The organism is Neobacillus terrisolis, from assembly GCF_051233475.1.
Lineage (GTDB): Bacteria > Bacillota > Bacilli > Bacillales > Cytobacillaceae > Bacillus_BU.
In genome coordinates this window covers 280,631-305,662 of the sequence record NZ_JBKFGH010000008.1, presented here as the reverse complement: position 1 = coordinate 305,662, position 25,032 = coordinate 280,631, and the positions used below count along the sequence as shown (strand labels likewise).

The following is a 25,032-nucleotide window of genomic DNA, read 5'->3' as shown; positions in this document are numbered from 1 at the left end:
GTTAAATATAAAAATATTAAAAGTAGCGCTATTTCCACCAAAACATTAAGAAACGATATGAAAAGAGCTTAGAGATTTTCTAAGCTCTTTATTATTAGACTATTGATTTCCGCTGCAGGTGCTCGCTTTCCGCGGGGGAGTCCGGGAGCCTCCTCGGCGCAAGCGCCTGTGGGGTCTCCCGTGACACCTTCTCCCGCAGGAGTCTCGCACCTTCCGCTCCAATCAGCACTGTTCATTAACACTTAAACTAGTTTAACAGCAAACCTTATTTCTGCCTGAATTCTTTGCTTTATATAAATTTTGGTCGGCTTGCCAAATGATAAGGTCGGTTTCCTGAACGGTTTCTGGATAGGTGACGACCCCAATGGATACCGTAATGTTGGTTTTAGTCAAATGAGAGATTTCGAAATGATGTTTCTCCACCGCTATGCGAATTCTTTCTGCGACTTCTTTGGCCTGATGACTTGGGCAATCAGGCAGAATCACAGAAAACTCCTCGCCGCCGTTTCTTGATACTGTATCAAATGAACGGGTTGAACGGATCAATACTTCCCCTAATTCCTTTAACACCATATCTCCTGCAGGGTGGCCGTATGTATCATTCACTTGTTTAAAATGATCAATATCGATAATTAACAGAGATAAATATTCCTTTTTTTCAACTGCATTGATGACATGCTGATTCCAGCTTGTATCAAAATGGCGGACATTGTGTAACCCGGTAAGAAAATCTTTTACCGATGATTCCTTCAATAATCGATAGTTCTCATTGGATTTTATTATATAGTCACTTATATAATAGATGATTGCTCCGCCAAACAATGAAATAGTCCCGTAAACCAAAATGATTTTAATCAGTATTTGTTGATCCTCCAGGAGCAGGCTAAACATGAAAGAAGTTAACAGGATATTGCTTAGATTCATATAAAGCATTTTTTGTGACGTTACGATCTTTATTTTCAGGATAAGATTACATACGATCACCATTGAGAAAATTAGAAATGAAGCAGCAATCGATGTGACATGAATATCGAAAATAAGCAGCCTTCCTAAAATAATGATCGTGCCCGCGATGATGCTGCTTATGATTCCTCCATACAGCGTGATCAGAATAACAGCCAAATGTCTTAAATCGACAATCAAAGTATCGGTTAATTGGATCGAAAATATCATTAAAGTGATCCCGAGTATTCCTGCTAGCACTCCGGCTTTAATCTTGTTGGCCAAAGAAAAATAGATGGGCTTTTCTCTAAATAACTGGCCCGCAATAAATAAAAATGTAATGATAAAAGATAGGTTTACAACTAAATCCCGAAACATAGTTCACCTTTTTTTATTTTAATATAACATAGTATGTGATTTATGTTATATGTATGTAATCACAAAATTGGTAATTTTTTTGAAAAATAAAGAGGATGAAACCATGAATGATGTCATCCTCCAATCAGAATTATTGATAGCCTTTAGCAGCTTCTTTCGTAATCTTTTCTTTAAACACGGTGTAGCTCCAAATTTGATAGCCGATCACGATTGGAACAAAGATAAGCGCGACAATCAGCATAATTTTTAAATTTAGTGCACTTCCTGCAGCGGCGTACAGAGTTGTGCTGAAGTCGGAATGGATTCTCGATGGCAGCATATTCGGGAACATGCCGATAAAGCCTGTGGCCGAAAGCGCCGCGATCGAGAGCGATAGGGCCGTGAACGCTGAGCCTGGTTTATTTTTAGAAGCAAAAAGAAAAACCGAGATGGCGGTCACTGTCGAAATTACGGGTACTAGCCAATAGAGCGGCTGGTCAGTGAAATTATCAAATAAGTTGGTTAAATTATTAGTTGCTAATAGAAAGATGATCAGAACTAAGGCATTGGCCATGCTTGCATTTTGGGCAATTGTAAAGGCGCGGTTGCGTACATCGCCAACGGTTTTCAGGCTAATCCACAGTGCACCCGAGACGATAAACATCGTAACGAACAGCAGGCCTCCTAAAATTCCATAAGGGTGCAATAGCGACAGCAGATTGCCTTCATAGCCGTCCGCTCCGATTTTCAAACCGTAGTAAAGGTTGGCAAAAGCAACGCCAAACAGAAAAGCGATGAGGAAGCTTCCCGTGAAGAAGGCCCACTTCCAGCTCTTCTGCCAAACCGGGTTGTCATCCTTATGCATAAATTCAAGGCCGGCCGCCCGGAAAAATAAAGCAAATAAGATCATCATAAACGGTGTGTACAAATAGCTGAACATATTGGCGTATACTTCCGGGAACGCAGCGAAGGTCGCCCCTCCTGCAGTAATCAGCCAAACTTCATTGCCGCCCCAAAACGGTCCGATCGCCTCTTGGAGCTGGTTGCGCTCCTCACGGTTTTTCGTGATAAACGGGAACAGCATCCCGGTTCCAAGCGCATACCCATCAAGTACGAAATAGACGGTCCAAATTAATCCCCATAAACCAAACCAAATCACGGCAAGCAGATCATGAGACATTCGGCATAACCTCCTCATGCTTTTTAACTAATGGTGCAGGGCCTTTTTTGGCGTATTTTTTCAATAAGTAAACATCAGCAATAATCAAAATGGTGTAGAATAGGACAAGCCCGCCGATTGAGAAAATAACTTGAGACAGGGCGATTGGTGAGACAGCTTCCTCAGTTTTCATCAATCCGTAAACAACCCATGGCTGGCGTCCGACTTCTGCAACGGTCCATCCGGCATTAATCGCCACATATGGAAGGAGCATCGAGTAAAACATTATTTTTAAATAGCGTTTTGAATTTTCGAGTTTTCCTTTTTTGAACAGATAAGCGCCAATCCAGGTGATGATCATAAAATAAATCCCTAATGCGACCATCAGTCTGAAGCTATAGAACACTAAGCTGACGTTCGGTCTTTCATCAGCCGGGATGTCCTTTAAGCCGGTAATTTCTCCATCAAAGCTGTTTGTATACATAAAGCTGCCTATTTTCGGAATGGAGATCAGCTCCACCTTGTTCGTTTCATTTGCCGGGTCAGGGATTTGGATTAAATGGAACGGAGCTCCTTTTTCACTTTCCCAAACGGCTTCAAACGCGGCTGCTTTTGCGGGCTGAACCTCAGCTGCGTACGTACCGCTTTCATGACCGAGCAGCGGTGTGGCAGTAGTTGCAATGACCGCCATAATTAACGCAAACTTAAACGATTTTTTGAAAAAAGGAACCTCGTTTTTACGCAGCAAATGGTAGGCGCTGATGGCCATCACAAAAAATGAACCAACAATGTAGCTTCCAACGACGGTGTGGGTAAACATATGCCATGCATAAGGATTGGTAATAAGTGCAGTGAAATCGTTTAATTCCGCTCGACCATTTCTGATGACATAGCCAACGGGATTCTGCATGAATCCGTTTGCCGTGATGATCCATAGGGCTGAAATATTGGTACCAAGGGCAACCATCCACATCGAAGCCGCTCGCAATTTAGGCGAAATTTTGTCCTTTCCGAAAATCCAAATTCCGATAAAGGTAGATTCTAAGAAGAAGGCGACTAACGCTTCAATTGCTAGTGGCGAACCGAAAATATCGCCCATATACTTCGAGTATTCCGCCCAGTTTGTGCCGAATTGAAACTCCATCGTGATCCCAGTGACGATCCCAAGGACGAAGTTAATCGTAAATAATTTTCCCCAAAAGTCTGCCATTCTCCTGTACATTGGATTCAGCGTCTTGGCGTACCTTGTCTCCATCACAGCAACCAAAATGACCAAACCGATCGTTAACGGCACGAATAAGAAATGATAGAGTACCGTGATTGCAAATTGGATTCTGCTTAATAGAAGAACCTCACTCATATTTTTCCCTCCAGATAATATTTATTTTTCGCATGGTAAAAGAATTAGGTGTATATTTGAGTTGGCTAGGACTGTTCAACTCAAGTTTTATTATAAGGATTCGGTACAAAATACCTATGAGGGTTTTCCCTCATGTACGAAGTGTTATTGTGGGAAATTTGAATAAAGTGTGACAAATGTTACTTTCGTTGTCTTTGAATTATTATTTTGGTGGTGGATAAAAGTGAAAGTGGAGGATTTTCAAAAAATCGTCGAGGAGTTTATCGAAGGGATCGTGATAATGGATGAATCAAGAACGATCACTTACATAAACAAAAAGGCGCACTTAATTACCGGCTGGCAGGTGGGGGAATCGGTCCCATACTGCAGTTATTGTCAACTGCGCGAAGTTTCCGAGCATGAGGAGCGTTGTATTCTTGCCAACGACAATCCATTACCAAGCTTTCGCTCGCATATTCCCAATTACGTGAATACGGAAACCGACTTTGAAATGTCGATGAACAAACTAGAATTGGCGGGGGGACATTATCAGGTTTTGACGATTCGAAACCCAAGCCAAATCACTCAGGATGAAAAAGTAAAAATGCAGGAGCTCTTGATCCATGAGACGATGCAAGCCCAAGAAAGTGAACGAAAGCGGATTGCCAGAGAACTCCACGATCATATCGGACAAAGCGTTTACAGTCTATATCTAGGACTTGATGGGATCAGACGGCATGTTGATAACCCGGAATATACGGAACGATTAGATAAAATGAATATGGTCATGGAAGGAACCCTCGCCTGTCTAAAACGGTTAACGAAGGAATTGCGCCCGCAATTGTTCGATAATCTCGGCTTTGAAACGGCATTAAGATCCTCGGTCGACGATTGGCAGCGGTTATACAATATTGATTTTTCGCTTAATATCCATATCCCGGAAGACCTCAAATTTAAAAATGAAGAAGGGCTTCATCTTTATCGAATCATCCAAGAGGCGGTCAATAATGCCCTCCGCCACGGCAAAGCTACCTCAATCATGATTGAAATTTACAAGGTGGATAATGAGCTCTATTTCCAGATTGTTGACAATGGCAAGGGCTTTGACATTGATAAATTAAATGGAACTGGTCTCGGTTTAAGACATATGAGGGAAAGAGTCAAGATGCTTCATGGCGATATTAAATGGATTAGTGAAGAGGGCGGCCCGACACGGGTGGAAGGGTATATCACGGTGTAACTGCTGTTCTGAAAAAATTTAAACAGTTGTGCTTGTTGTAAGAGGTGAGGAGGGAGTAGCGATGAATGTTCTCATCGTAGATGATCATGAAATTGTCCGAGATGGCATGGCTTTACTATTGAAGGATGCATTTTCCGTGGAGTCGATTTTGTTTGCAGCTGACGGGCGGGAAGCCATTCAAAAAGCAACGAATTTCCCGATTGATCTAGTGATGATTGATCTCTCAATGCCGAATGGGCTCGACGGCTTCTTAGCCCTGCCGGAACTTCGGAAGCTTGTCCCACACGGAAAAATCATCGTGTTCTCCATGTATGATGAAATTGGCTATCAAAAGAAAGCATTTGACCTGGGCGCCGACGGCTACTTAGTCAAGCATCTCAAAAGCGACGCCATCATTAAAGCGATTGAACAAATCCTCCAAGGTAAAAAAATATCCAACGAAAAAGTATTAGAAAATCATATCGAAAGCGAATCGTGGGAGACGCTATTCTCACCGCGTGAACAAGAGACGTTTATTCTAACGCTAAAGGGCTATACCCAAAAAGATATTGCCAGTGCCATGAATATCAGCATCAGAACCGTCGAAAACCATCGCCGCAGCATCAGCAAAAAGCTCGGTTCAACAAATAAACGCGACTGGCTCGATTATGCCCAGAAACATAAGATGTTGGAGATGTATTAGAGTGGTGCGTTGTTGGGGACAGCGTTTTGGTTCGGAGTTTAGGCCTTTGCCAGAGGGTTTTGCGAAGGTCTTTTTGTTGTTGGTTGTTTTGAGCAAGTTGATGAAGCAAGGGGAGCATATGTAGGGTTTCGTGGGCATATTCACAATTTAGCGAGCATATCGTGAATAGTTGTCCGATATTTTTTCGAAGTTGGACCATAAATTTTAAAAGTTGGTCTATATATTTAAAAAGTTGGTCCATAAATTTAAAAAGTTGGTCCATATATTTTTAAACTTGTCCCATATCCACAATTTAATTGACCATATTCCGCATTTCGTGAGCATATATTTGCCCACATTCCTCATTTTTAGTCCAAAACTCCTCCATTCCATACAAAAATCCACCATTTCATATCAAAAACACAAGCTTTTTCATCAAAAACATGACTCATCCCGAATAAAACACAAAAAATCTGCAAAAAAGGTAATAAAAAAGTGGAACACTCCGCCAAGAGCATCCCACTTTTCTCAAATCACAGGGCACCCATTCCAGCGCGCAACCCCACCCTGAAACCGCAAAACCCTGCACTACAAAAAACCTAACTCAACCGCGACCGCAAATAAGCATCAATAAACTGCCCAATATCGCCATCCATAACCGCCTGCACGTTCCCACTCTCCGTACCCGTACGGTGATCCTTCACCATCGAATAAGGATGGAACACATACGAACGAATCTGACTGCCCCAGCCAATCTCCTTCTGCTCACCGCGAATCTCCGCAAGCTGCTGCTCCTGCTCCTCAATCTTCTTCTGATAGAGCTTCGCCTTCAACATCTTCATCGCAGCCTCACGGTTCTTAATCTGCGAACGCTCATTTTGACAAGCAACCACAACGCCACTAGGTAAATGCGTAATCCGCACCGCAGAATCCGTCGTATTAATATGCTGACCACCGGCACCAGTCGAACGATACGTATCAATCTTCAAATCCTCAGACCGAATCTCAATCTCAATCTCTTCATTCAGCTCCGGCATTATATCACAAGACACAAACGAAGTATGGCGGCGACCCGACGCATCAAACGGCGAAATCCGCACCAAACGATGCACACCTTTCTCCGCCTTCAAATAACCGTAAGCATTGTGCCCCTTAATCGCCAACGTCACACTCTTAATACCAGCCTCATCACCAGGCAAATAATCAAGCGTCTCCACCTTGAAACCCTGCTTCTCCGCCCAGCGCGTATACATCCGCAGCAACATCGAGCCCCAATCCTGCGACTCCGTTCCACCCGCACCAGGATGAAGCTCCAAAATAGCATTATTTTTATCATAAGGCTCACTCAACAGAAGCTCGAGCTCAAACTGCTCCAACCGCTCCGTCAAAGCCGTCAATTCCGTCTCTAACTCCGCGTGCAGCTCCGCATCCGGCTCTTCCTTAATCAACTCATACGAAATCTCAAGATTCTCATACGCCTCATTCATATCATGAAACACATGCACCTGATCCTTCAACGCATTCGACTCGCTGATTACCGCCTGCGCCTTATTCTGGTCATCCCAAAAATCCGGCTGCAGCATCACATCATCCAGCTCAGCAATCCGCGCCTCCTTATTCTCCAGGTCAAAGAGACCCCCTAAAGCCCGCTAATTTCTTAGCTGTTTTCTCCAACTCATTGCGAATATCCGCTAATTCCATCCCTCGTCACCTCGAATAAAAGTTCTATCCTATTATACCTTCTCCCGCCAAAACAGGCAAAAGAGAGTCGGCTTCTCGGCCGGCCCTCTTTCATTTTATGAAAAATAAAGCTTATGTTTCACGGTCATTCCGTAAATTTTTTCGCCACCAAGCATTACGCTTCCAGTCAGTTACCCCTGCGAAGCTCCACGCCAACAGAACCACCCGAGCTTAACCCGAAAACGTCACGCCCGCGCTTACTCAAACTTGCCGTGACAATTCTTATACTTCTTCCCACTACCACAATAACAAGGATCATTCCGGCCGATATCCTTCTTCTTCACAACCGGCTTCTTCTTCACCTCGCCGCCGTCTTCCTTCGGATTGACGGCATGGCCTTGAGCTACCTCTTGACGCTGCAAGTTATTGCGAATTTCCGCTTTCATGATATACATAGCTGCTTCTTCTTCGATCGATTCAACCATCGCTTCGAACATTGAGAAGCCTTCTTTTTGGTATTCCTGAAGCGGGTTGATTTGACCGTAAGCGCGCAGGTGAATCCCTTGACGAAGCTGATCCATCGCGTCGATGTGGTCCATCCATTTTGAGTCAACCGCACGAAGCACGATAACCTTCTCAAATTCACGCATTTGCTCTTCGGAAAGCTGCTCTTCTTTTTCAGCGTAACGCTGTTTTACTTTTTCAAAAATAAGATCCTTCATTTCTTCAGGGTCTTTACCTTGTAAATCAGCTAAGACGATGTCGCCCTCACGAAGCAGGTTGGCATGGACATAGTCGACGATTCCTTGCAGGTTCCATGCTTCCTCGTCCTCTGATTCCGGAGTATGAGCATCGACATTGCGGGAAATCGAAGCAATGATCATGTTTTGAACGATATCGCGAAGATTCTCGGACTCGAGCACGTCATTCCGTTGCTTGTAGATAATTTCACGCTGCTGGCGCAATACATCGTCGTATTGAAGGAGCTGCTTACGAGCATCGAAGTTATTGCCCTCAACACGTTTTTGTGCAGATTCAACCGCACGCGAAACCATTTTACTTTGGATTGGCTGGGAATCATCCATTCCAAGTCGCTCCATCATTGATTTCATATTATCAGAGCCGAAACGGCGCATTAATTCATCTTCCATTGATAGGTAGAACTGAGTAACCCCAGGATCCCCTTGACGACCGGAACGTCCACGGAGCTGATTATCAATCCGGCGCGATTCATGGCGCTCAGTACCAACAACGGCAAGACCGCCAAGTTCGATTACACCTTCACCAAGCTTAATGTCCGTACCACGACCGGCCATGTTTGTCGCGATCGTAACAGCACCTTTTTGACCTGCTTCGACGATAATTTCCGCTTCACGGAAATGGTTTTTCGCGTTCAAGACGTTATGCTTAATTCCTTTTTTCACTAACATATTAGAAATTAATTCAGACGTTTCGATCGCCACCGTACCAACGAGCACAGGCTGCCCTTTTTTATGGCGATCCACGATATCCTCGACAACGGCACGGAATTTTCCATCCATTGAGGCGTAAATTAAATCTGGACGGTCATCACGAACGATCGGTCTGTTCGTTGGAATGACGACAACGTTCATATTATAGATATTCCGGAATTCTTCTTCCTCAGTCTTCGCTGTACCGGTCATCCCGGCCAGCTTTTCGTACATCCGGAAGTAGTTCTGGAACGTAATCGTCGCCAAGGTCATGCTTTCGTTTTGAATTTCAAGACCTTCTTTAGCTTCGATCGCCTGATGAAGTCCTTCGCTATAGCGGCGGCCCTTCATCAAACGGCCCGTGAATTGGTCAACGATAATAATTTCGCCCTCTTGCACAACATAGTCTACATCAAGATGCATACTCACATTGGCTTTCAGCGCTTGATTAATATGATGGTTCAAGGTCACGTGCGAGTAATCAAACAGGTTATCGATTCCAAACGCTTTTTCAGCCTTGGTGATCCCTTCTTCTGTCAGCATAACGCCCTTTGTTTTTACATCGTACGTATAATCAGCTTCATTTTTTAACGTACGGACAAAGGCATTGGCTTGAATATATAAGGCTGCTGACTTTTGCGCAGAACCGGAAATGATCAACGGCGTCCGGGCTTCATCAATTAGGATGGAGTCAACCTCGTCAATGACCGCATAGTTAAGCGGACGCTGAACCTTTTGCTCTTTGTAAAGAACCATGTTGTCGCGCAAATAGTCAAAACCGTATTCATTGTTCGTTCCATACGTGATATCAGCAGCATATGCTTCCTGCTTTTCTTCCCTAGACATACCATTTAGATTAAGACCCACGCTTAGGCCAAGGAATTCGTAAAGCTGACCCATTTCATTGGCGTCACGGCTTGCCAAATATTCGTTGACCGTTACAACGTGAACGCCTTTTCCAGAAAGAGCATTCAAATAAACGGGCATTGTTGATGTTAACGTTTTACCTTCCCCTGTTTTCATCTCAGAGATGTTCCCTTCATGAAGAGCAACGCCCCCCATCAGCTGAACAGGATAAGGATATAAACCTAATACACGGCGCGCACCCTCGCGGACAACCGCAAATGCTTCGACTAGAAGGTCGTCGAGTGATTCACCGTTTTGATAACGTTCTTTAAACTCCGCTGTTTTCTCACGAAGTTGGTCGTCAGACAGCTTTTCAGTTTCAGCTGCCAGAGCTTCAATTTGGTCCGCCTTTTTCGTAAGACGTTTCAAGTCGCGCTTATTTTGATCAAACACTTTATTTAAAATACCAAGCATGCAAAAACGCTCCTTTATTGGATTGGGAATGTACAGTTATTTATGTAGGATTTCGCTTTATTCAAGCCAAATCCTTTCGAAATAATTCGATTAATTTCTTACTAATATTATCACTTCCGATATAGGGTGACAACTTAAGGAGAAAATCAAATGTTAAGAATACGTTAATACGTTTGAGTTCTGTAAAAAGTTTCAATTTCTATTCACAATTCTCTTATATATTGAGTTTTACACATATATCCAGTTATTTACTTTTTATAAAGTGTAAATAGTTTAATAGTCAGAATTGATAAATTATTCACAAAATGTCCATTAGAAGAAGTGCCATATCTTGTAAGATACTATAGGTAGAATGTCTTATTTTTTCATTATAAAGAGAGAAATATAGAGGGGTGATTAAAATGGCTTTTTGGAATAGGAGAAAGAAAGGGCCGCCGGATGAAAATCCAGAAGCTAAAAAAGTAGGATTTATACGGAGGCAGTGGCGAAAGCTTAGAGCAGTTGATTGGAAGAATCCAGTTAACCGTTGGAAATTATTATTCGTTCTTTTGATTGTCTGTATTGGCGGGCTTGGATTTGTCGGCGGGGCAATTGCCTTTACCAATAGTCCATCTTTCTGTAAGGCCTGTCATGAGATGGCGCCGGAGCATGTAACGTTTGAAAAAAGTGCACATAATCAAATCACTTGCGTGCAATGTCATATTGCACCCGGAAATGTCGAAATGGTTTTACATAAAATTGGCTCTTTAAAAGAAGTTTACTACCATATTACTGGTGTTCCTGATCCGATCGTTCAGACCGTTGCTGTTTTGGATGAAAACTGTGAACAGTGTCATTCGAAAAACCGTCTCGTAACAGCGACCGGTGACCTCATCGTTAATCACGAGGGTCATATTAAAGAAGGTATTCCATGTGTTGTCTGTCATAGCGGGGTTGCCCATGCGAAAGTGGTTGAGCGTGGCATTAACGGTTCCGAAACGTATGATAAGTGGACAATGGAAAACTCAGATAAATTGATGAGTTCAAAATATATGAATCCAAATATGGGAACATGTATCGATTGTCATGACCAAGTAAACCAAGGCAAGAAACCGTGGAAGGACTATTCATACCAGATTCCTGAAAATCCTCATGCTGAAGGGCACGGCGATAAGAAAGAGGGCAATGAAGCGGAAGCTGCAACACTTAGCGCCTCAGAAGAAGAGCAAAAGAGCAAAGAAGCTACCCAGGAAATCATCTTACAGGCTATTGGTAAGCAAAAAACAGATGTTAAGCTATCAATGGAATGCTTTACCTGTCACCAAGAAATTAACACACCACAAAACCATGATATTGCCGAATGGAATCAAAATCATGGTGGCTACGCTTTCCAAGAACTTGATAAATGTATGAATTGTCATCAGGATGAAAAATGGATCAAGCATTTTGAAAAGCAAGATATCGAACAGCTACTTAAAACTAGCACTGATAAAGAAAAATATACTGCGAATATGATTCAGGTAAAAGATCAATCTCGTCAAAATCATTTCTGCAGCACCTGTCACGCCAACCGTCCTCCAGGACATGTCGACAGTGACACATGGTTAACTGCCCATGCACCAAAGGCACAAACTAACGAAGAAAAGGCAAACTGTTATGTCTGTCATGATCGAGAAAAACCAGATGAAAATGCGACAGATATTAAAGCACCGACAGACGTTTACTGTCAGTTCTGTCACCGTACTGGATTTAAGGGTGAAAAGCTTTAAACTATAAATCATAATATCCAAACCGCTTTACTGAAGGGGTACAACTTAGATATTCATAGTTGTACCCCTTTTTTGTCATCTCAAAATCTCTTAAACGAATAGAGAGTATGAGAAGGGGGGGCTTTTGGAAATGAGGAACTTTAAATTTAGATTTTCATTTATCCTGTTAATTTTATTAGTATTATTGCTTTTTGTCGTTTCAAAGGTTATTTCACCAACCATCCAAGTTGTAGTTAAGCAAACTAAGGTTACACAGCAAATAAATAAAACGGCCACACAGGATGTTTCAGATCAAGTTCACATTGAATTTCAAAACAATACCAACTCATGCAGGAGCTGCCATGAACCCATCACAACTGTTTGGAGCAACCACTTTTACTCCAATGGGGTGTATCCAACTTGTACAGCCTGTCACGATGGTTCCTTAGGAATCTATGATGTGTTTATTGGAAATGATTCTTCCGGGAGTTTCGGCGGCTCTTATTCTGGGAATATGTCCATTCACAATGTAAATTCTGCCTTAAAAGACAAAGCGGCTCCTGGCGGAAACAGCGAAAGTGTAGAAGAAAACTGGACGGCCGATTTTTCTTGCGGCAGCTGTCATAACCCTCATGGTTCCTACTCTGACCGTTTATTAACAGCAAATCCAAACAACATGGGGAACGTAACGGCTGACAAAGGTGGGAAAAGACTAATAGGAGTCCCGATAGTAAATACTTTGGTCGGTTCTACCGCCAGTTATGTTTTATTAAAATCTACCTTAATAAGTGATCCATCTATATCCTATCCCAATGCTTCTGTTGGACCAGAGTATGTGAAAAAGGGGTTGGTCAAAGGAGATGTGGTCATTCAGCTTTATAAGAAGGACGGCTCAACATATGTTGCAGAAAAAGATCCTTGGTTAACTGGATTCGACTGGTCATCTGGACAAGCTAATAAAGTTTATTGGACTGCATTCTATGAATCTACTGATTCCCCTCCATTACTTCATGCCGGCATGCTTAAAGAAGGGGTCATTCTAGGAAATGGCTTTATTGCAGCTAAGGCAAATCTTGCAGACACACTGTTTCCAGCAAATATTTCAATCGCAAACATTTCACGTGCCTATGTAGTTAAGCTTGACGTTGAACCAAGTACGGAACCTAAATACTCAGCATTTCATGAGACAGCGACAAATATTTCAACTCTTTGGACCGCTAACGATGGTCGGGGCAAAGCGATGTCCGCTTTCTGTTCTACATGCCACACAGATTATCTAGCTAAATCAGGTTCATTAACGGGAATATTTAGCCACGCGTATCGACACACAACCATTTCTGACCGATTTACCTGTGTGCGCTGCCACTATGCACATGGAACAGATGTTAGTTTAATGAGAGATGCAAACGGTAAAACCGTAAACGAAATTGTTTCAGATCCAACGTACTTCCCAGATATTAAAAACCAGCCAGTACGGACTGCGTTAGCGAGAGATTATATGTTAGATAGAAATCCTTCATCTGCATTAAAACGATACACCAACATGTCTGTATGCTGGGGTTGTCATCATGACGATAAAATTTTTGTGAATACTAGCTACTACGAATATGGTTCGGTTGCAGTGCAGCCATAGGAAAGTGATTCTTTTCAGAAAAACCTTCTCATAAAAAAATATTTATTGTCCATGTAAAGAAGACACTTTGTTAATTTGTGTCTCCTTTTTTATTTAAATTCCTTCAAAAGCTTTTGCTTTTGCAGCAACCCAATATAACTAACATCCCCTATTAACACTGTAAAAAAGCGTTTTATATAATTTTATAATTCTTTTAAAAAAGAAAGTCTACCAACTCTTTTTTATGGTACTATTTTACTAAAATGTGTTTTTGGAGAGTACTAGATTTGGTAAAATATTATTATTAAGGGGGGAATGCTATGGCTTTTTGGAGAAATAAGGAGAATAACGAGCCAAACCAAACCCCTGTCGATTCGACTGAAGATCATGGGGGAACAGAAAATAGTAGAGAAAAAAAGAAAAGCCTGAACCGCTGGAAAGTAATTGTTGCTTTGTTAACTACTTTTATGGCCTTGCTAGGGATTCTTTACGGAGCGATTTCCTATACCTCAACTCCATCCTTTTGCGCGACTTGTCATGAAATGGCTGCGGAGCATGTAACCTTTCAAGCGAGCGCACATAATCAAATAAAATGTACCGAGTGTCACATCGAACCTGGTGCTGCAAATTTAGTCATACATAAAGTGGAATCACTAAAAGAAGTTTACTATCATATTGTCGGACCGCCGGACCCAATCATTCAAACCGTAGCTGTTTCTGATGAAAATTGTAAGCACTGTCATTCAAAGAATCGCTTAATTTCCGCTAATGGTGATTTAATTGTTAATCACGAGGGTCATATCGAGGAGGGCATTCCTTGTATTACCTGCCATAGCGGGGTCGCCCACGCGAAAATCGTTGAGCGTGGTATTAATGGATCCAACACATATGATTACTGGAAGATGTCAAACGCCAAAAAGTTAATAGATGAAGAATATGTCAGACCAAACATGGGAACATGCATTGATTGTCATGACCAAGTCAATCAAGGGAAGAAACCTTGGAAGGATATAGCTTATAGTTTGCCGGAAAAACCTGAGGAACAAAAGAAGAAGGAAAGTACTTACGTATTTAAGCCAACCCCTGAAATGGAAGCGGGGGTTTTAGAACGAGATGTTCCCGAAAACACACAAAAGATTATCCTTCAGGCTTTAGGTCACCAAAAGGATGGTGTGAAGATCTCGATGGATTGCTTTGTCTGTCACCAAAAGATTAATACACCTAAGAATCACGATGAAAAATTATGGGGGAAGCAACATGGGAATTTTGCTTTAGATGATTTGGAAGAATGTTTAGATTGCCACCAGGATTCTAAATGGGTGAAAAAGTTTGAAAAGCAGGATATACGAGATTTACTTTCCGGAACTAAAGAGAAAGAATTAATCGCCCAAAAACAAATGACTGTAAAAGAATTATCGCGGACTAACAACTTCTGTTTCACCTGTCATCAAGTGACTAGACCTGAGGATCACCTAGACCGATACACTTGGCTGACAGATACACACCGCTTTGGTGGAGATTCAAAAGAATCCCGTGAAGGATGCTATGCTTGCCATGATTTCTATAAGCCTGATCCAATAAAGGGGCTAACAGCACCTTCAGACGTATACTGTCAATTCTGTCATCAAAATGGCTTTAAAGACGAGCCTATTTCAGGTATTGAATAAGGAATCAAGAGATAAACAAAATCTATTTAAAAAGAAACGGTGTCTTCATAAAAAAAACACAATTTATCTTATTGACAAGAAGTTTGTGAAAATCTATCTAGTATTTAGATTCTATTTTATTCCTGACGAATTTATTAAAAGGAATTTGAAGAATAGGATAAGTGCAAATTAATAGTGAGCACGACGGAAGTGATAATCTCACCTTCGTCGTGCTCTTTTATTATTTCTAAATAAGTTAACCTGATAATTATACATAAAATTCAGCAATACTTCGTATTTACTCTATTTATAGGTAAAAATTGATTTACCACTATTTCAATTCTTTATTTGTTCACATAGAGTAGACACAATTGTTTCCATTCTGTCACTTTTATGTGATTTTTGTGAGGGAATTTTGAGTATGATTTTGTTAGTGAAATAATTTTTTAGGAGAATATTTAACACTGTTGTTGTGTTGTTTTTCTTGCCTTTTTAAGCGTTTTCAATTTTAATTATTTAAATATTTAATTTCCGATTTTTTCTAGATTGTGTAAAAAAACTGAATAAAAAGTAATGCGTCTTTTTTCACAAATTGTCCATTGGAAAAAACCCTTACAAAGTAAGATACTAACTTTAGAGAGGTAAAAAACATAGAAAAATAACTAGATATTATTTACAACAGAAAGGGTGAACATCAGTGGCCTTTGGGAGAAAGAAAAAGACCCAAGACGAGAATTCAGGGGAAAAGAAACCCGGTCTGGTCCGAAGACTATGGAGGAAGTTCCGTAGTATAGATTGGAAGAATCCTGTTAACCGCTGGAAGGCGCTATTTGTATCATTATTTGCATTTATTGCATTATTGGGAGTTATGTACGGAGCTGTTGCAGCTACCTCAACTCCAACATTCTGTAAAACCTGTCATGAGATGGCTCCGGAACACGTTACTTTCCAAGCCAGTGCTCACAGTGAAATCTCGTGTGTTCAGTGTCACGTCAACCCAGGTATGGTTAATACCATGGTTCACAAAGTTTATGCATTAAAAGAAGTTTACTACCACATTGTTGGTCCGCCTGATCCAATAGCACAGACGGATGCAGTCGAGGATGTTAACTGTGTACAGTGTCACTCGCAAAACCGTTTAGTAACAGCAACTGGGGACCTGAAAGTAAATCATAAGGGCCATATTGAAGAAGGCATTCCATGTATCACTTGTCATAGTGGTGTAGTTCACGCTAAAGCGGTTGAACGTGGTCTAAATACTCAAGAAAACTTAGATTACTGGACTCCAGAAAATGCTGAAAAATTAATGGGTGAACAATATATGCGCCCTAACATGGGAACTTGTATTGACTGTCACGATCAAGTGAACCAAGGCAAAAAACCTTGGAAAGATATTGCCTACAGCTTACCTGAAAGCACTCACGGTAAAGAGCATGAAGAAAAAGAAAGTTCTAAAGAAGAAAACCATGATGCTGAAGCTACTGAAGTGAGTGCTGCAGAAGCTGAAAAAGTAAGCCATCAGAAAACGCAGGATATCATTCTGCAAGCAGTTGGTAAACAGAAACAAGACGTGAAGCTTTCAATGGAATGTTTCACTTGTCACATTGAAATTAATACACCGAAGAACCACGATAACGTAGCTTGGAATCAAAGTCACGGTGGTGACGCATTAGACAGACTCGATGAATGTATCGACTGTCACCAAGATTCTAAGTGGATTAAAATATTCGCAAAGCAAGATATTCAACAATTGCTAAAAGGTAGCACAGACAAAGAGAAATATACAAAGAATATCCTTGTTGTAAAAAATGAGTCTCGTCAAAATCATTTCTGTAGCACATGTCACGCTAACCGTCCTCCTGGACACGTCGACAGTGACACTTGGTTAACTGCACATGCTTCACAAGCACAAACAAATGAAGCAAAGTCTAATTGCTATGTATGTCACGATAAAGAAAAGCCAAATGAAGCATCAACTGATATTAAAGCACCAACAGATGTGTATTGCCAATTCTGTCACAGAACAGGATTTAAAAGTGAAAAGCTTTAAAGATTAACAGTCTAGAAGGAGGGTAAACAATGGAAGAACAGCATAATGAACAACCAACCCCTCCCCCATCCAGTAATAAGTTAAAAATCATTAAGGGACTAACCTTAACGTTTATATTTCTCCTTGTCTTTTTTGGTCTCGGATTCGTAGGAGTAGAATCGACTTCAAGTTCGAAATTCTGCTCCTCGTGCCACGAGATGAAGCCACAATACTATACCTGGAAGGCTTCCACTCATAGTGAAGTCGATTGCGTCAGCTGTCATATTCAGCCAGGCGCAGAGAATTTTGCAAAAGCGAAAGCAAACGGCCTAGTCGAAGTATATATGAAAACAACAGACAAATACCAAGCTCCTATTAAAATGCCTAACTTGATTCCGGATGAAGCTTGTGAAAGGTGTCACAATATCAAAACTCGTAACTTCTCAGTATCCGGTGATTTAATTATTCCGCACACGAAACATAAAGAAGAGGGAATCGAGTGCGTTCAGTGTCACAGCGGTACAGCTCATGGTGAAATTTCTGATCGGAAAGTAACCTATAAAAGTGATTATGGCAAATGGAATGAAAAGCTTGGGGCATCGTTAATGAGTGACAAGAAATTCACGAGTCCACAAATGGACACATGTATGGAATGCCACGAATTGCAAAAGGCACCGCTAGAGTGTACTGCCTGTCACGAATCAACGATGGTTCCGGATAATCATAAAACAGAACAGTTTAAAGCCGGTGGACACGGGAAGGACATCCAAGCTGAAGAACTTCAAAAATGTGAAAAATGTCATTCCTATATGTCAACCTCAAAATATGATTTATTCAAGGAAACTCCAACCTATCAACGCTTGTTGGATAAAGATAAAGCAGTGCCGCAAGTTACAGTGCAAACCTATGCTAAAACGAATACGTTCTGTAGGGATTGTCACAAGGAAAGACCAGCCAGTCATAAACAATCACACTTTATGTCAATACATGGGAGTCTTTCTAAAAGTACAGATACATGTATGACTTGTCATGATAACCGGATATTGGCCGGTAATAAGGAGAGTCATCCTGTTACAAGCGTTCAATGTTCTTCATGTCATCCAAGCTCACATAACCGACCATGGAGAAACAGCCACCCAATTGAGGTTGCTGAAAATCAAAAATATGATAAGTCCTGTAACAGATGCCATAATGAAAAAAAGTGTATGAACTGTCATCGAACAAGCAGTAGTACTAAGGCTAATCAATAGATTCCGAGAGGGGAATTTGTATGGAAGCAACAGAAAAGCAGCCTCAAAATGTTGAGGGAAAAACAACAAAAAAAGCACCAAAAACATTTACGAAAAAAACAGGGATTCTTCTCTTATTCCTAACGCTTGTAGTTTCTATAGGTGCCGGTTATGCAGCAGGGAAACTTTATTTCTGGAATAATTTAGATATGAAGCGGGTAAACGAACAGCTTAAACATTATCAAGAAGAAGTTCGCAAAGACCCTTCTAATATGGAAAACCGAATTGTTCTGGGTTACACCTATTACCTTAAAGGTGAAAACGAAAAGGCAATTAAAGAGTTTGATACTGTTTTAGAACAGGATAAAAACTACTATGATGCTCATTATAATATGGGACTAGTTTTTCTTGATGAAGAAAACTACAATGATGCACTAAAAGCGTTCGGGAAAGCGGTAAAAATTGCCCCTAGAGATTTTAAAGGCCATCTTCAATTAGGTATTACCTATCGAGAAATGGAGATGTATGATGAAGCACTGAATTCATTGGAAACGGCAAATAAATTAAGTCGTACGAATGCGGATATTATCTATCAAATTGGTATGGTCTATGAAGCTAAAAAGGATTATGAAAATGCAATCGCTGTTTATAAGGAAGCACTTGGCTATGATCCGCTGTTTGAGGATGCAGTGAATGCCTTAGATCGACTTAAGGATAAAGATACGGCTGCAGATAAACAGACCGACAAAGATAAAGAGACTGAAGGTGGAAAATAATGAAAAGACGGAATGTATATACTGGGATGGCAGTTATTTTCTTGGCAACAGCAGCTGTATTTATCTTTATGTTTATAAATCAAACGTCAAATCTAAAGACTGGGTTAATCGATGTAATTGATCCAAATGGGGCACCATCGTTCAGCTATAACATTATTGGAGATTTCAATAATACACTTTCTAAGCCGATGGATATCGCAACAACAAGCTCTTACAAATATGTAACAGATACAAATAATAAACGAGTTCAGGTATTTGATGTAGCAGGTTCTCCGCTATTCAGCTTTGGTGGAAAAGAAGGAGAAGGGGAATTTAAGTTCCCATACGGTATTTCGGTTGATGATAAAGGACGAGTATTCGTTGCAGATTTGTATAATGGGAAAATCTCCATTCATGATGCAAAGGGTAAGTTTATCGCAAACTTTGCTGAAAAAGCGAAAAAAATCACTGCTCCAGCGGCTTTAAGAATCATCGATAAAAAAGTGTATGTTACAGATATTTCAGCCAACAAAGTATTTGTTTTTAATATGGATGGCAAATTGCTTTTAGAAATTGGAAAACCTGGCAAAAAAAATGGCGAGTTTAATGCACCGAATGCAGTTACAGCAGATGAAGATGGCAATATTTATGTCGTAGATACAGGAAACCAACGTGTACAAATTTTCGACAAAAACGGTAAATTTGTAAAAATCATCAATGGTTCTAAGGACGGTAAAGGTGAATCCATTCTGGTTAATCCGCGCGGGATTGATATTGATAGCCGAGGCATTATGTACATCGTAAGTAACTTAACCCATTTAGTATATGGTTTTGATAAAAATGGGGAAAAAGTATTTGAGTTTGGCGGAATGGGAGATTCTAATGGTCAATTTTATTTACCAAATGGTCTGTATGTTGACCAAGAGGATACTGTTTACATTACCGATACCGTTAACTTAAGAGTACAAGCATTCAACTAAGAGGTTTTTCAAATATGTAAACTCTCTATCCTGAAAGGGGGTGATATAGTAACAGAGGCACGCAAACTGTAATTTCATAGAGTGCTAGAGACAAAAAAGAGAGAAAAAGAGAAACGAAAGAATCATAGGGAGGTTCTTAAACATGAAAAAGTTTGGCTTAAGCTTACTTTTTGCAGTCATGATGATTGCCTTGTTCGCAACAGCTGCAGCTGCAGAAAACCTGACTCCAGGTACTGCAAATGAAGGTGGAGCAGATCCGATCATCCAAAACGCAAACAAAACGGCTGAAGGTGTGGACGTAAATGACGGTTCTACATCTGCTACTGTAAGAAAAAATTTAGCTGGTCACAATACTCACACTTCTTACCAAAACAACACAAACTCTTGTGCTAGCTGTCACCAAACACATACTGCAAAAGGCGACCAATTATTATTCGCTGATGGCGTATACAACACTTGTACTGCTTGTCATGATGGTACTTTAGGTTTCTTAAACGTATTCTCTGATGGTTCAGTTACTGCTGATACTGCTGTAACAATGAGTGGTGCAGGTACATTCGGTGGTACTCACGGTTCTTCAGTGCACATGGCAAACGACTCTGTTCAAATCAAAGCAGCTCCTGGTGGAAATCCTGCTGACTTAACAGATGCTGATACATCTGATGACAAAGTAAGAGGAACTATGTGGGGAGAAAGCTTCAACTGTGCTAGCTGTCACGCTCCACACGGATCTTACTCTGACCGTTTATTACAATACAATCCAAACGGAATTGGTGCAATGCCAGTTGCTTCAGGTGGTAACCAATTAGTAAATATTCCAGTAGTGGATGATTTAAGTGGACAAACAGCTGCTGTAGTATTATTACGTACTGAAGAAGCTCCTGTTGATGGTCATGGTAAAGTAACTATTGCCCAATACAACAAGAGTGGTGCAACTTATGTAAAAACTACTGCTCCATGGTTATATGGTTATGATAATCGTACAGATGAAACGAAATATTGGACACGTTTAATGGATGGAAGTACTGGTATTTCTTCTTACAACAAAAACGTTTACTTCGATTTCGAGCATGCTGAAGTTTACTCGGTAAACCAAACTGGTGCTGATAAACTTAAACTTGCTGATGAAGGTTTCATCGCTCGTCCTGTAGTAGTTCAAATGGCTAAAGAAGGCTACGAAACTATTCAAAGTGCATACTGGTCTGGTGCTGATATTGCAAAATTCGGCGGTAAAACTGCTCAAGAATTAAAAGACCTTGGTTACACTGTAGATGCTTCAAACGTTGTTAAAAACGTTGGGGTAAAAATGTCTCAATTCTGTGCTGCTTGTCATACTGACTACCTAGTAGCAAACAGCTCTAGTGGTGGATCTCACTTCGGTGACGAAACTGCTGCCTACCGTCACAGCACAAACAGCGACTCTTACACTTGCGTACGCTGTCACTATGGTCACGGTACTGACGCTTACATCATGAAAGATGCGCTTGGACGTACAATTAAAGACTTAGTTGCTGAGGTTGGTGGAACATACGAAGGTGATGAAGCAGGAGCTTTAGCTTACATGCAAGACAACAACGCTTCTTCAGCTCTTAAGAAGTTCACTAACATGTCAGTATGTTGGGCATGTCACAACAGCTCACACGCTGAAACTATTAAGAACGCAGAGCGTAATGCTGATCACCCAGTTGGAATGCCTACTGGCTATTAATAAAATAAGCTAACAATTAGCTGCAACTAATTATTAGCTCAAGAGAAAAAATGTATGGAATAAGGTGTTATGCTTCGGCATAGCACCTTATTTTTTTATTGATACACTTATACTGATGTATTTTAGTTCACGTTCACACATTTGTCAAATGTTAGTTCGCAAGATTGTCAAATCTCAGTGTTAACTTTGGTGTCTCAATTTTATTGAATGGAATTTTATATTATTTTTACTATATATAAATGAATATTTATTGAATATTACTCTTAATAACTAGTACCTTCACCTATAAACAATTAAAATAGTAATAGTGAAACAGATATAGCAGAAACGAGGGGGACAAAATGAAAAAAAGTGGACTCCTGAATAAACTACAGGTTTTAATTGTTCTAGTTTTAGTTATCCAATTGTTTGGATTAAACCTATTCATTAATCTAGCTACAGTTGTAGCTATAGAAAATGGACCGATTGTTTCAATCACTTCTCCTGCAACCGGAGTATACTATAATCAATCTCCTATTACTGTTTCTGGGACAGTTGAGAATTTTCAAGCAGATGCTTCCGTTATCCTATACGAAGGAACACAACAAATTGGTACAACAACGGAGATCATTAATGGGACATGGAGTATAATGGTGGAATTAACAGAAGAAGGCTCTCATAGTTTACACGCTGAAGCTTCTGATTCTTCTGGTAATACAGATACGTCTGAAACAATTTCAATTACGACAGATTTTACTTCTCCAACCATTACATTCGTAAAACCTACTAGTGGGGCATATGTTAATACTTCATCTATCGAAGGTACCACAGAGTCACGATCAACTGTAAAGCTCTGTATCGATTGTATCATGGGTGAAAACGGACAAGTAAATGGTACCTGGGTTGAGACTGCTGCAGATGTTGAAGGCGTATGGACTTATAATGCTGATACTTTAGCAAATGGAAATCATACAATCTTTGCAAAAGCGATTGATCGTGCCGGTAATGAAGGCAGTGTAAGTGAAGTCTCATATATTTTGGACAAAACCCGTCCAATTGTATTACCCGATGTATTTCCTAAACATGATATGACTCAAGTTTCATTAGATACGACCATAAAGATAAAGATTTCTGATGCAACACTTTTAGATTTGCAAGCGATTGAAAACAGCATCACTCTTTCTCAAAACGGAACCTCAATTCCTGGGGTAAATTCGTTTGACCCAATAACCAAGGAAGTTACCTTTACTCCTATGGAACCACTTACTGCTGGGAAAAAGTATAATGTATTAGTAAATTCGGCAGGTTTAGTTGATGCGGCTGGGAATATGGGACGCCCGCGATTTTGGTCATTTATAACCGAAGTATCTACAACAGTAGAACATGAGAATCCGCACGAGTATTATAATAATAATGTCAATATATGTGGCAATTGTCATTCTACACATGCAGCTGCCAATCCTAATTTATTAGACAGTAAAACAATTCAAGTAGGTGAAACCTTCTCAGTTGATAATTACTGCATGGCCTGTCATGATGGAACGGTTGCTCCAAAACCATCAAATACGGATAAAACCCATAAACATGATGCCGCTGTAAGTTTAGATGGGAAGCCAAATGGTAGTTCTTGCTCCAGCTGTCACAATCCACACTTGGATTGGTCAGAGAAGAATCCAAATTTTACACAGGATCAAATCGTTTATACACATTTACCATCTGATCCAGTGAATGAGGACAAACCTGTTGGGAAAATTAGTAGCAAAGAACAACTGTGTGAGTCTTGTCATGAGTCGGATAGCGCTGAGAAGATTGCTCATCCAGCAGTTGAATATCGCCTTTTTGAATATAAAAAGTGGAACTCAGCATCTGGAATACTGGAAGACTTTGAACTTTGTCTACGCTGTCATAATCAAAACTTCCGTCAAAAATATGCGAGTATTCCTGTTATTTCTGATTTTTATTCGAATTTGACTGAAGAATTGAAGAAACAATATGAGATTACCAATGGTAGTGGTTCTTTCTCCAATAGAGAAATTACTGTCGAAGAGAAAAACTTTTCTGGCCATATTATTAAAGCACAGGACGGCAGTCCACTTGCTGGACATATTCCTTGTGCTGAATGTCATGATACTCATGGTTCAAGTAATATTATGAATTTGAAAACGAGAATTGGTCATGAGAACATTGGAGCAGACTTCATAGCGGAGTCCGGGGAATGGGATGCTTCTAAGGAACGAAGCTTCTGTACAAAATGCCATAACGGATCAACGTCCCTATACGGAATTACGGTTAAACAACTAGACGTTACAAAGTCCGATGGACATAACACAACAGACCAACGAGCATGTTCAACCTGTCATGGATATGGCGAAAATAAAGCATTAAGTGCTGCACATGCACCAAGAAAGAATCCAACAACACAATAGCTTTAAAAAAACAATTATTAATTTAAAGAATAAAACAGGAGAAATTTGTGTAATTTAATCAATTCACGAATATCTCCTGTTTTTTGTAAAAAGATCCCATCATTAAAAATAATTTAACATTTTTCCCCAAAAGGGCTTATTTGGGGATTTTTCTTATTTATTGTCAAAAATTGTTCACCATATGTCATTTGGGAAAATTAAATTATTTTAATAATATTGATATAATTTTATTAATAATAAAAATATTAACTATTGTTATTTTGTAGTTCGATAATCGTATAAAAAACTGTTTTTGGTGGGGAGAACTGAACATGCAATTTAATAGTAAAACAGCTTTACTTATTATGTTACTTTTAATTGTTGTATGTATAAATATAACATATTGGATTGGTGAATCAGAAAAGGACGAATATGAAAGGGACTATGAATTATTTAGTTATTCTAAAGAATTAATAAGGAATCAAGAACCCAATAAGGCAATCCCACTTTTACACGAACTAATTAATAAATATCAAAATGATGAAAACATAACTACTTACCTGGCAATTGCACAAGTAGCAATGGGGGAATATGATATTGCGGTTTCAAATTTCCAAAAGGTTTTGGGGATTAATCCCAATTTCCAGTTGGACCCACACTTTAATTTAAGATATTCAAGAGCGTTAATATTAAACAATGAGCATGAGAAAGCTAAGTTATTGCTAGATAAAATATCAAATTATAGAAATGAGGAGCAATTTAAAAACGAGTTTGTTGAATTATATGCATTAATTGAACAAAAAAATAAATAAT

17 protein-coding genes are annotated in these 25,032 nt (G+C 40.1%); 12 read left to right on the top strand and 5 right to left on the bottom strand.

Features of this window, described 5'->3' with window-relative positions; translation table 11 throughout:
• Window positions 1–252: 252 nt before the first annotated feature.
• From ACI48O_RS07085 to ACI48O_RS07075, 3 genes are all read right to left on the bottom strand, one after another.
• The gene (locus ACI48O_RS07085) at window positions 253–1,320 is read right to left on the bottom strand and encodes a diguanylate cyclase (protein WP_435561036.1); all 1,068 of its coding nucleotides are present in this window, start codon (window positions 1,318–1,320) and stop codon (window positions 253–255) included.
• A 130-nt stretch (window positions 1,321–1,450) separates the two neighbouring features.
• Window positions 1,451–2,479, bottom strand: a complete 1,029-nt coding sequence (gene cydB, locus ACI48O_RS07080; protein WP_435561035.1) for a cytochrome d ubiquinol oxidase subunit II — start codon at window positions 2,477–2,479, stop codon at window positions 1,451–1,453.
• Complete coding sequence (locus ACI48O_RS07075; protein WP_435561034.1) at window positions 2,469–3,818, bottom strand: cytochrome ubiquinol oxidase subunit I; 1,350 nt, start codon at window positions 3,816–3,818, stop codon at window positions 2,469–2,471. Before ACI48O_RS07075 ends, cydB begins: the two co-directional genes overlap by 11 nt.
• 223 nt (window positions 3,819–4,041) lie before the next feature.
• On the opposite strand from ACI48O_RS07075, the gene ACI48O_RS07070 reads away from it, so the two are divergent.
• Both ACI48O_RS07070 and ACI48O_RS07065 read left to right on the top strand, forming a co-directional pair.
• Window positions 4,042–5,037, top strand: coding sequence for a sensor histidine kinase (locus ACI48O_RS07070; protein WP_435561033.1), 996 nt, complete (start codon window positions 4,042–4,044; stop codon window positions 5,035–5,037).
• Window positions 5,038–5,098: 61 nt separating this feature from the next.
• Window positions 5,099–5,719 (top strand): response regulator transcription factor, encoded by a 621-nt coding sequence (locus ACI48O_RS07065; RefSeq protein WP_435561032.1) that lies wholly within the window; start codon window positions 5,099–5,101, stop codon window positions 5,717–5,719.
• A gap of 578 nt (window positions 5,720–6,297) precedes the next feature.
• Here the strand turns inward: ACI48O_RS07065 and prfB are convergent.
• Window positions 6,298–7,399 (bottom strand): peptide chain release factor 2 gene (gene prfB, locus ACI48O_RS07060; RefSeq protein ID WP_435561031.1). Its coding sequence is split into 2 segments (ribosomal slippage): window positions 6,298–7,326 and window positions 7,328–7,399, totalling 1,101 coding nucleotides; the frame shifts between segments, so codons are not numbered across the junction.
• A 236-nt stretch (window positions 7,400–7,635) separates the two neighbouring features.
• Entirely contained in the window at window positions 7,636–10,149 is a 2,514-nt protein-coding gene (gene secA, locus ACI48O_RS07055; protein ID WP_435561030.1) for a preprotein translocase subunit SecA, read from the bottom strand.
• Window positions 10,150–10,550: 401 nt separating this feature from the next.
• On the opposite strand from secA, the gene ACI48O_RS07050 reads away from it, so the two are divergent.
• The 10 genes from ACI48O_RS07050 to ACI48O_RS07005 all read left to right on the top strand — a co-directional run bounded on the left by ACI48O_RS07050 (window position 10,551) and on the right by ACI48O_RS07005 (window position 25,031).
• A complete protein-coding gene (locus tag ACI48O_RS07050) occupies window positions 10,551–11,897 on the top strand; it encodes a cytochrome c3 family protein (protein WP_435561029.1) in 1,347 nt (448 codons plus the stop codon).
• A 130-nt stretch (window positions 11,898–12,027) separates the two neighbouring features.
• A complete protein-coding gene (locus ACI48O_RS07045; RefSeq protein WP_435561028.1) occupies window positions 12,028–13,509 on the top strand; it encodes a cytochrome c3 family protein in 1,482 nt (493 codons plus the stop codon).
• A 299-nt stretch (window positions 13,510–13,808) separates the two neighbouring features.
• Window positions 13,809–15,155 (top strand): cytochrome c3 family protein, encoded by a 1,347-nt coding sequence (locus ACI48O_RS07040; RefSeq protein WP_435561027.1) that lies wholly within the window; start codon window positions 13,809–13,811, stop codon window positions 15,153–15,155.
• 676 nt (window positions 15,156–15,831) lie between these two features.
• Window positions 15,832–17,184, top strand: a complete 1,353-nt coding sequence (locus ACI48O_RS07035) for a cytochrome c3 family protein (RefSeq protein WP_435561026.1) — start codon at window positions 15,832–15,834, stop codon at window positions 17,182–17,184.
• A 29-nt stretch (window positions 17,185–17,213) separates the two neighbouring features.
• Window positions 17,214–18,413 (top strand): cytochrome c3 family protein, encoded by a 1,200-nt coding sequence (locus tag ACI48O_RS07030; RefSeq protein WP_435561025.1) that lies wholly within the window; start codon window positions 17,214–17,216, stop codon window positions 18,411–18,413.
• Window positions 18,414–18,433: 20 nt separating this feature from the next.
• A complete protein-coding gene (locus tag ACI48O_RS07025) occupies window positions 18,434–19,168 on the top strand; it encodes a tetratricopeptide repeat protein (protein ID WP_435561024.1) in 735 nt (244 codons plus the stop codon).
• Window positions 19,168–20,127 carry a 6-bladed beta-propeller gene (locus tag ACI48O_RS07020; protein ID WP_435561023.1) on the top strand — a complete coding sequence of 320 codons (960 nt, stop codon included), beginning with the start codon at window positions 19,168–19,170 and terminating at the stop codon, window positions 20,125–20,127. Before ACI48O_RS07025 ends, ACI48O_RS07020 begins: the two co-directional genes overlap by 1 nt.
• Before the next feature lie 142 nt (window positions 20,128–20,269).
• A complete protein-coding gene (locus tag ACI48O_RS07015; protein WP_435561022.1) occupies window positions 20,270–21,835 on the top strand; it encodes a cytochrome c3 family protein in 1,566 nt (521 codons plus the stop codon).
• Between the two features lie 341 nt (window positions 21,836–22,176).
• On the top strand, window positions 22,177–24,240 hold the full coding sequence (locus ACI48O_RS07010) for an Ig-like domain-containing protein (protein ID WP_435561021.1): 2,064 nt from the start codon (window positions 22,177–22,179) through the stop codon (window positions 24,238–24,240).
• A gap of 311 nt (window positions 24,241–24,551) precedes the next feature.
• Window positions 24,552–25,031, top strand: coding sequence for a tetratricopeptide repeat protein (locus tag ACI48O_RS07005; RefSeq protein WP_435561020.1), 480 nt, complete (start codon window positions 24,552–24,554; stop codon window positions 25,029–25,031).
• Window position 25,032 lies beyond the last annotated feature (1 nt).

Coding starts and splice junctions, on each gene's coding strand:
- ACI48O_RS07085 (WP_435561036.1), bottom strand. CDS start 1,320: ATGTTTCGGGATTTAGTTGTAAACCTATCTTTTATCATTACATTTTTA.
- cydB (WP_435561035.1), bottom strand. CDS start 2,479: ATGTCTCATGATCTGCTTGCCGTGATTTGGTTTGGTTTATGGGGATTA.
- ACI48O_RS07075 (WP_435561034.1), bottom strand. CDS start 3,818: ATGAGTGAGGTTCTTCTATTAAGCAGAATCCAATTTGCAATCACGGTA.
- ACI48O_RS07065 (WP_435561032.1), top strand. CDS start 5,099: ATGAATGTTCTCATCGTAGATGATCATGAAATTGTCCGAGATGGCATG.
- secA (WP_435561030.1), bottom strand. CDS start 10,149: ATGCTTGGTATTTTAAATAAAGTGTTTGATCAAAATAAGCGCGACTTG.
- ACI48O_RS07050 (WP_435561029.1), top strand. CDS start 10,551: ATGGCTTTTTGGAATAGGAGAAAGAAAGGGCCGCCGGATGAAAATCCA.
- ACI48O_RS07045 (WP_435561028.1), top strand. CDS start 12,028: ATGAGGAACTTTAAATTTAGATTTTCATTTATCCTGTTAATTTTATTA.
- ACI48O_RS07040 (WP_435561027.1), top strand. CDS start 13,809: ATGGCTTTTTGGAGAAATAAGGAGAATAACGAGCCAAACCAAACCCCT.
- ACI48O_RS07030 (WP_435561025.1), top strand. CDS start 17,214: ATGGAAGAACAGCATAATGAACAACCAACCCCTCCCCCATCCAGTAAT.
- ACI48O_RS07025 (WP_435561024.1), top strand. CDS start 18,434: ATGGAAGCAACAGAAAAGCAGCCTCAAAATGTTGAGGGAAAAACAACA.
- ACI48O_RS07020 (WP_435561023.1), top strand. CDS start 19,168: ATGAAAAGACGGAATGTATATACTGGGATGGCAGTTATTTTCTTGGCA.
- ACI48O_RS07015 (WP_435561022.1), top strand. CDS start 20,270: ATGAAAAAGTTTGGCTTAAGCTTACTTTTTGCAGTCATGATGATTGCC.
- ACI48O_RS07010 (WP_435561021.1), top strand. CDS start 22,177: ATGAAAAAAAGTGGACTCCTGAATAAACTACAGGTTTTAATTGTTCTA.
- ACI48O_RS07005 (WP_435561020.1), top strand. CDS start 24,552: ATGCAATTTAATAGTAAAACAGCTTTACTTATTATGTTACTTTTAATT.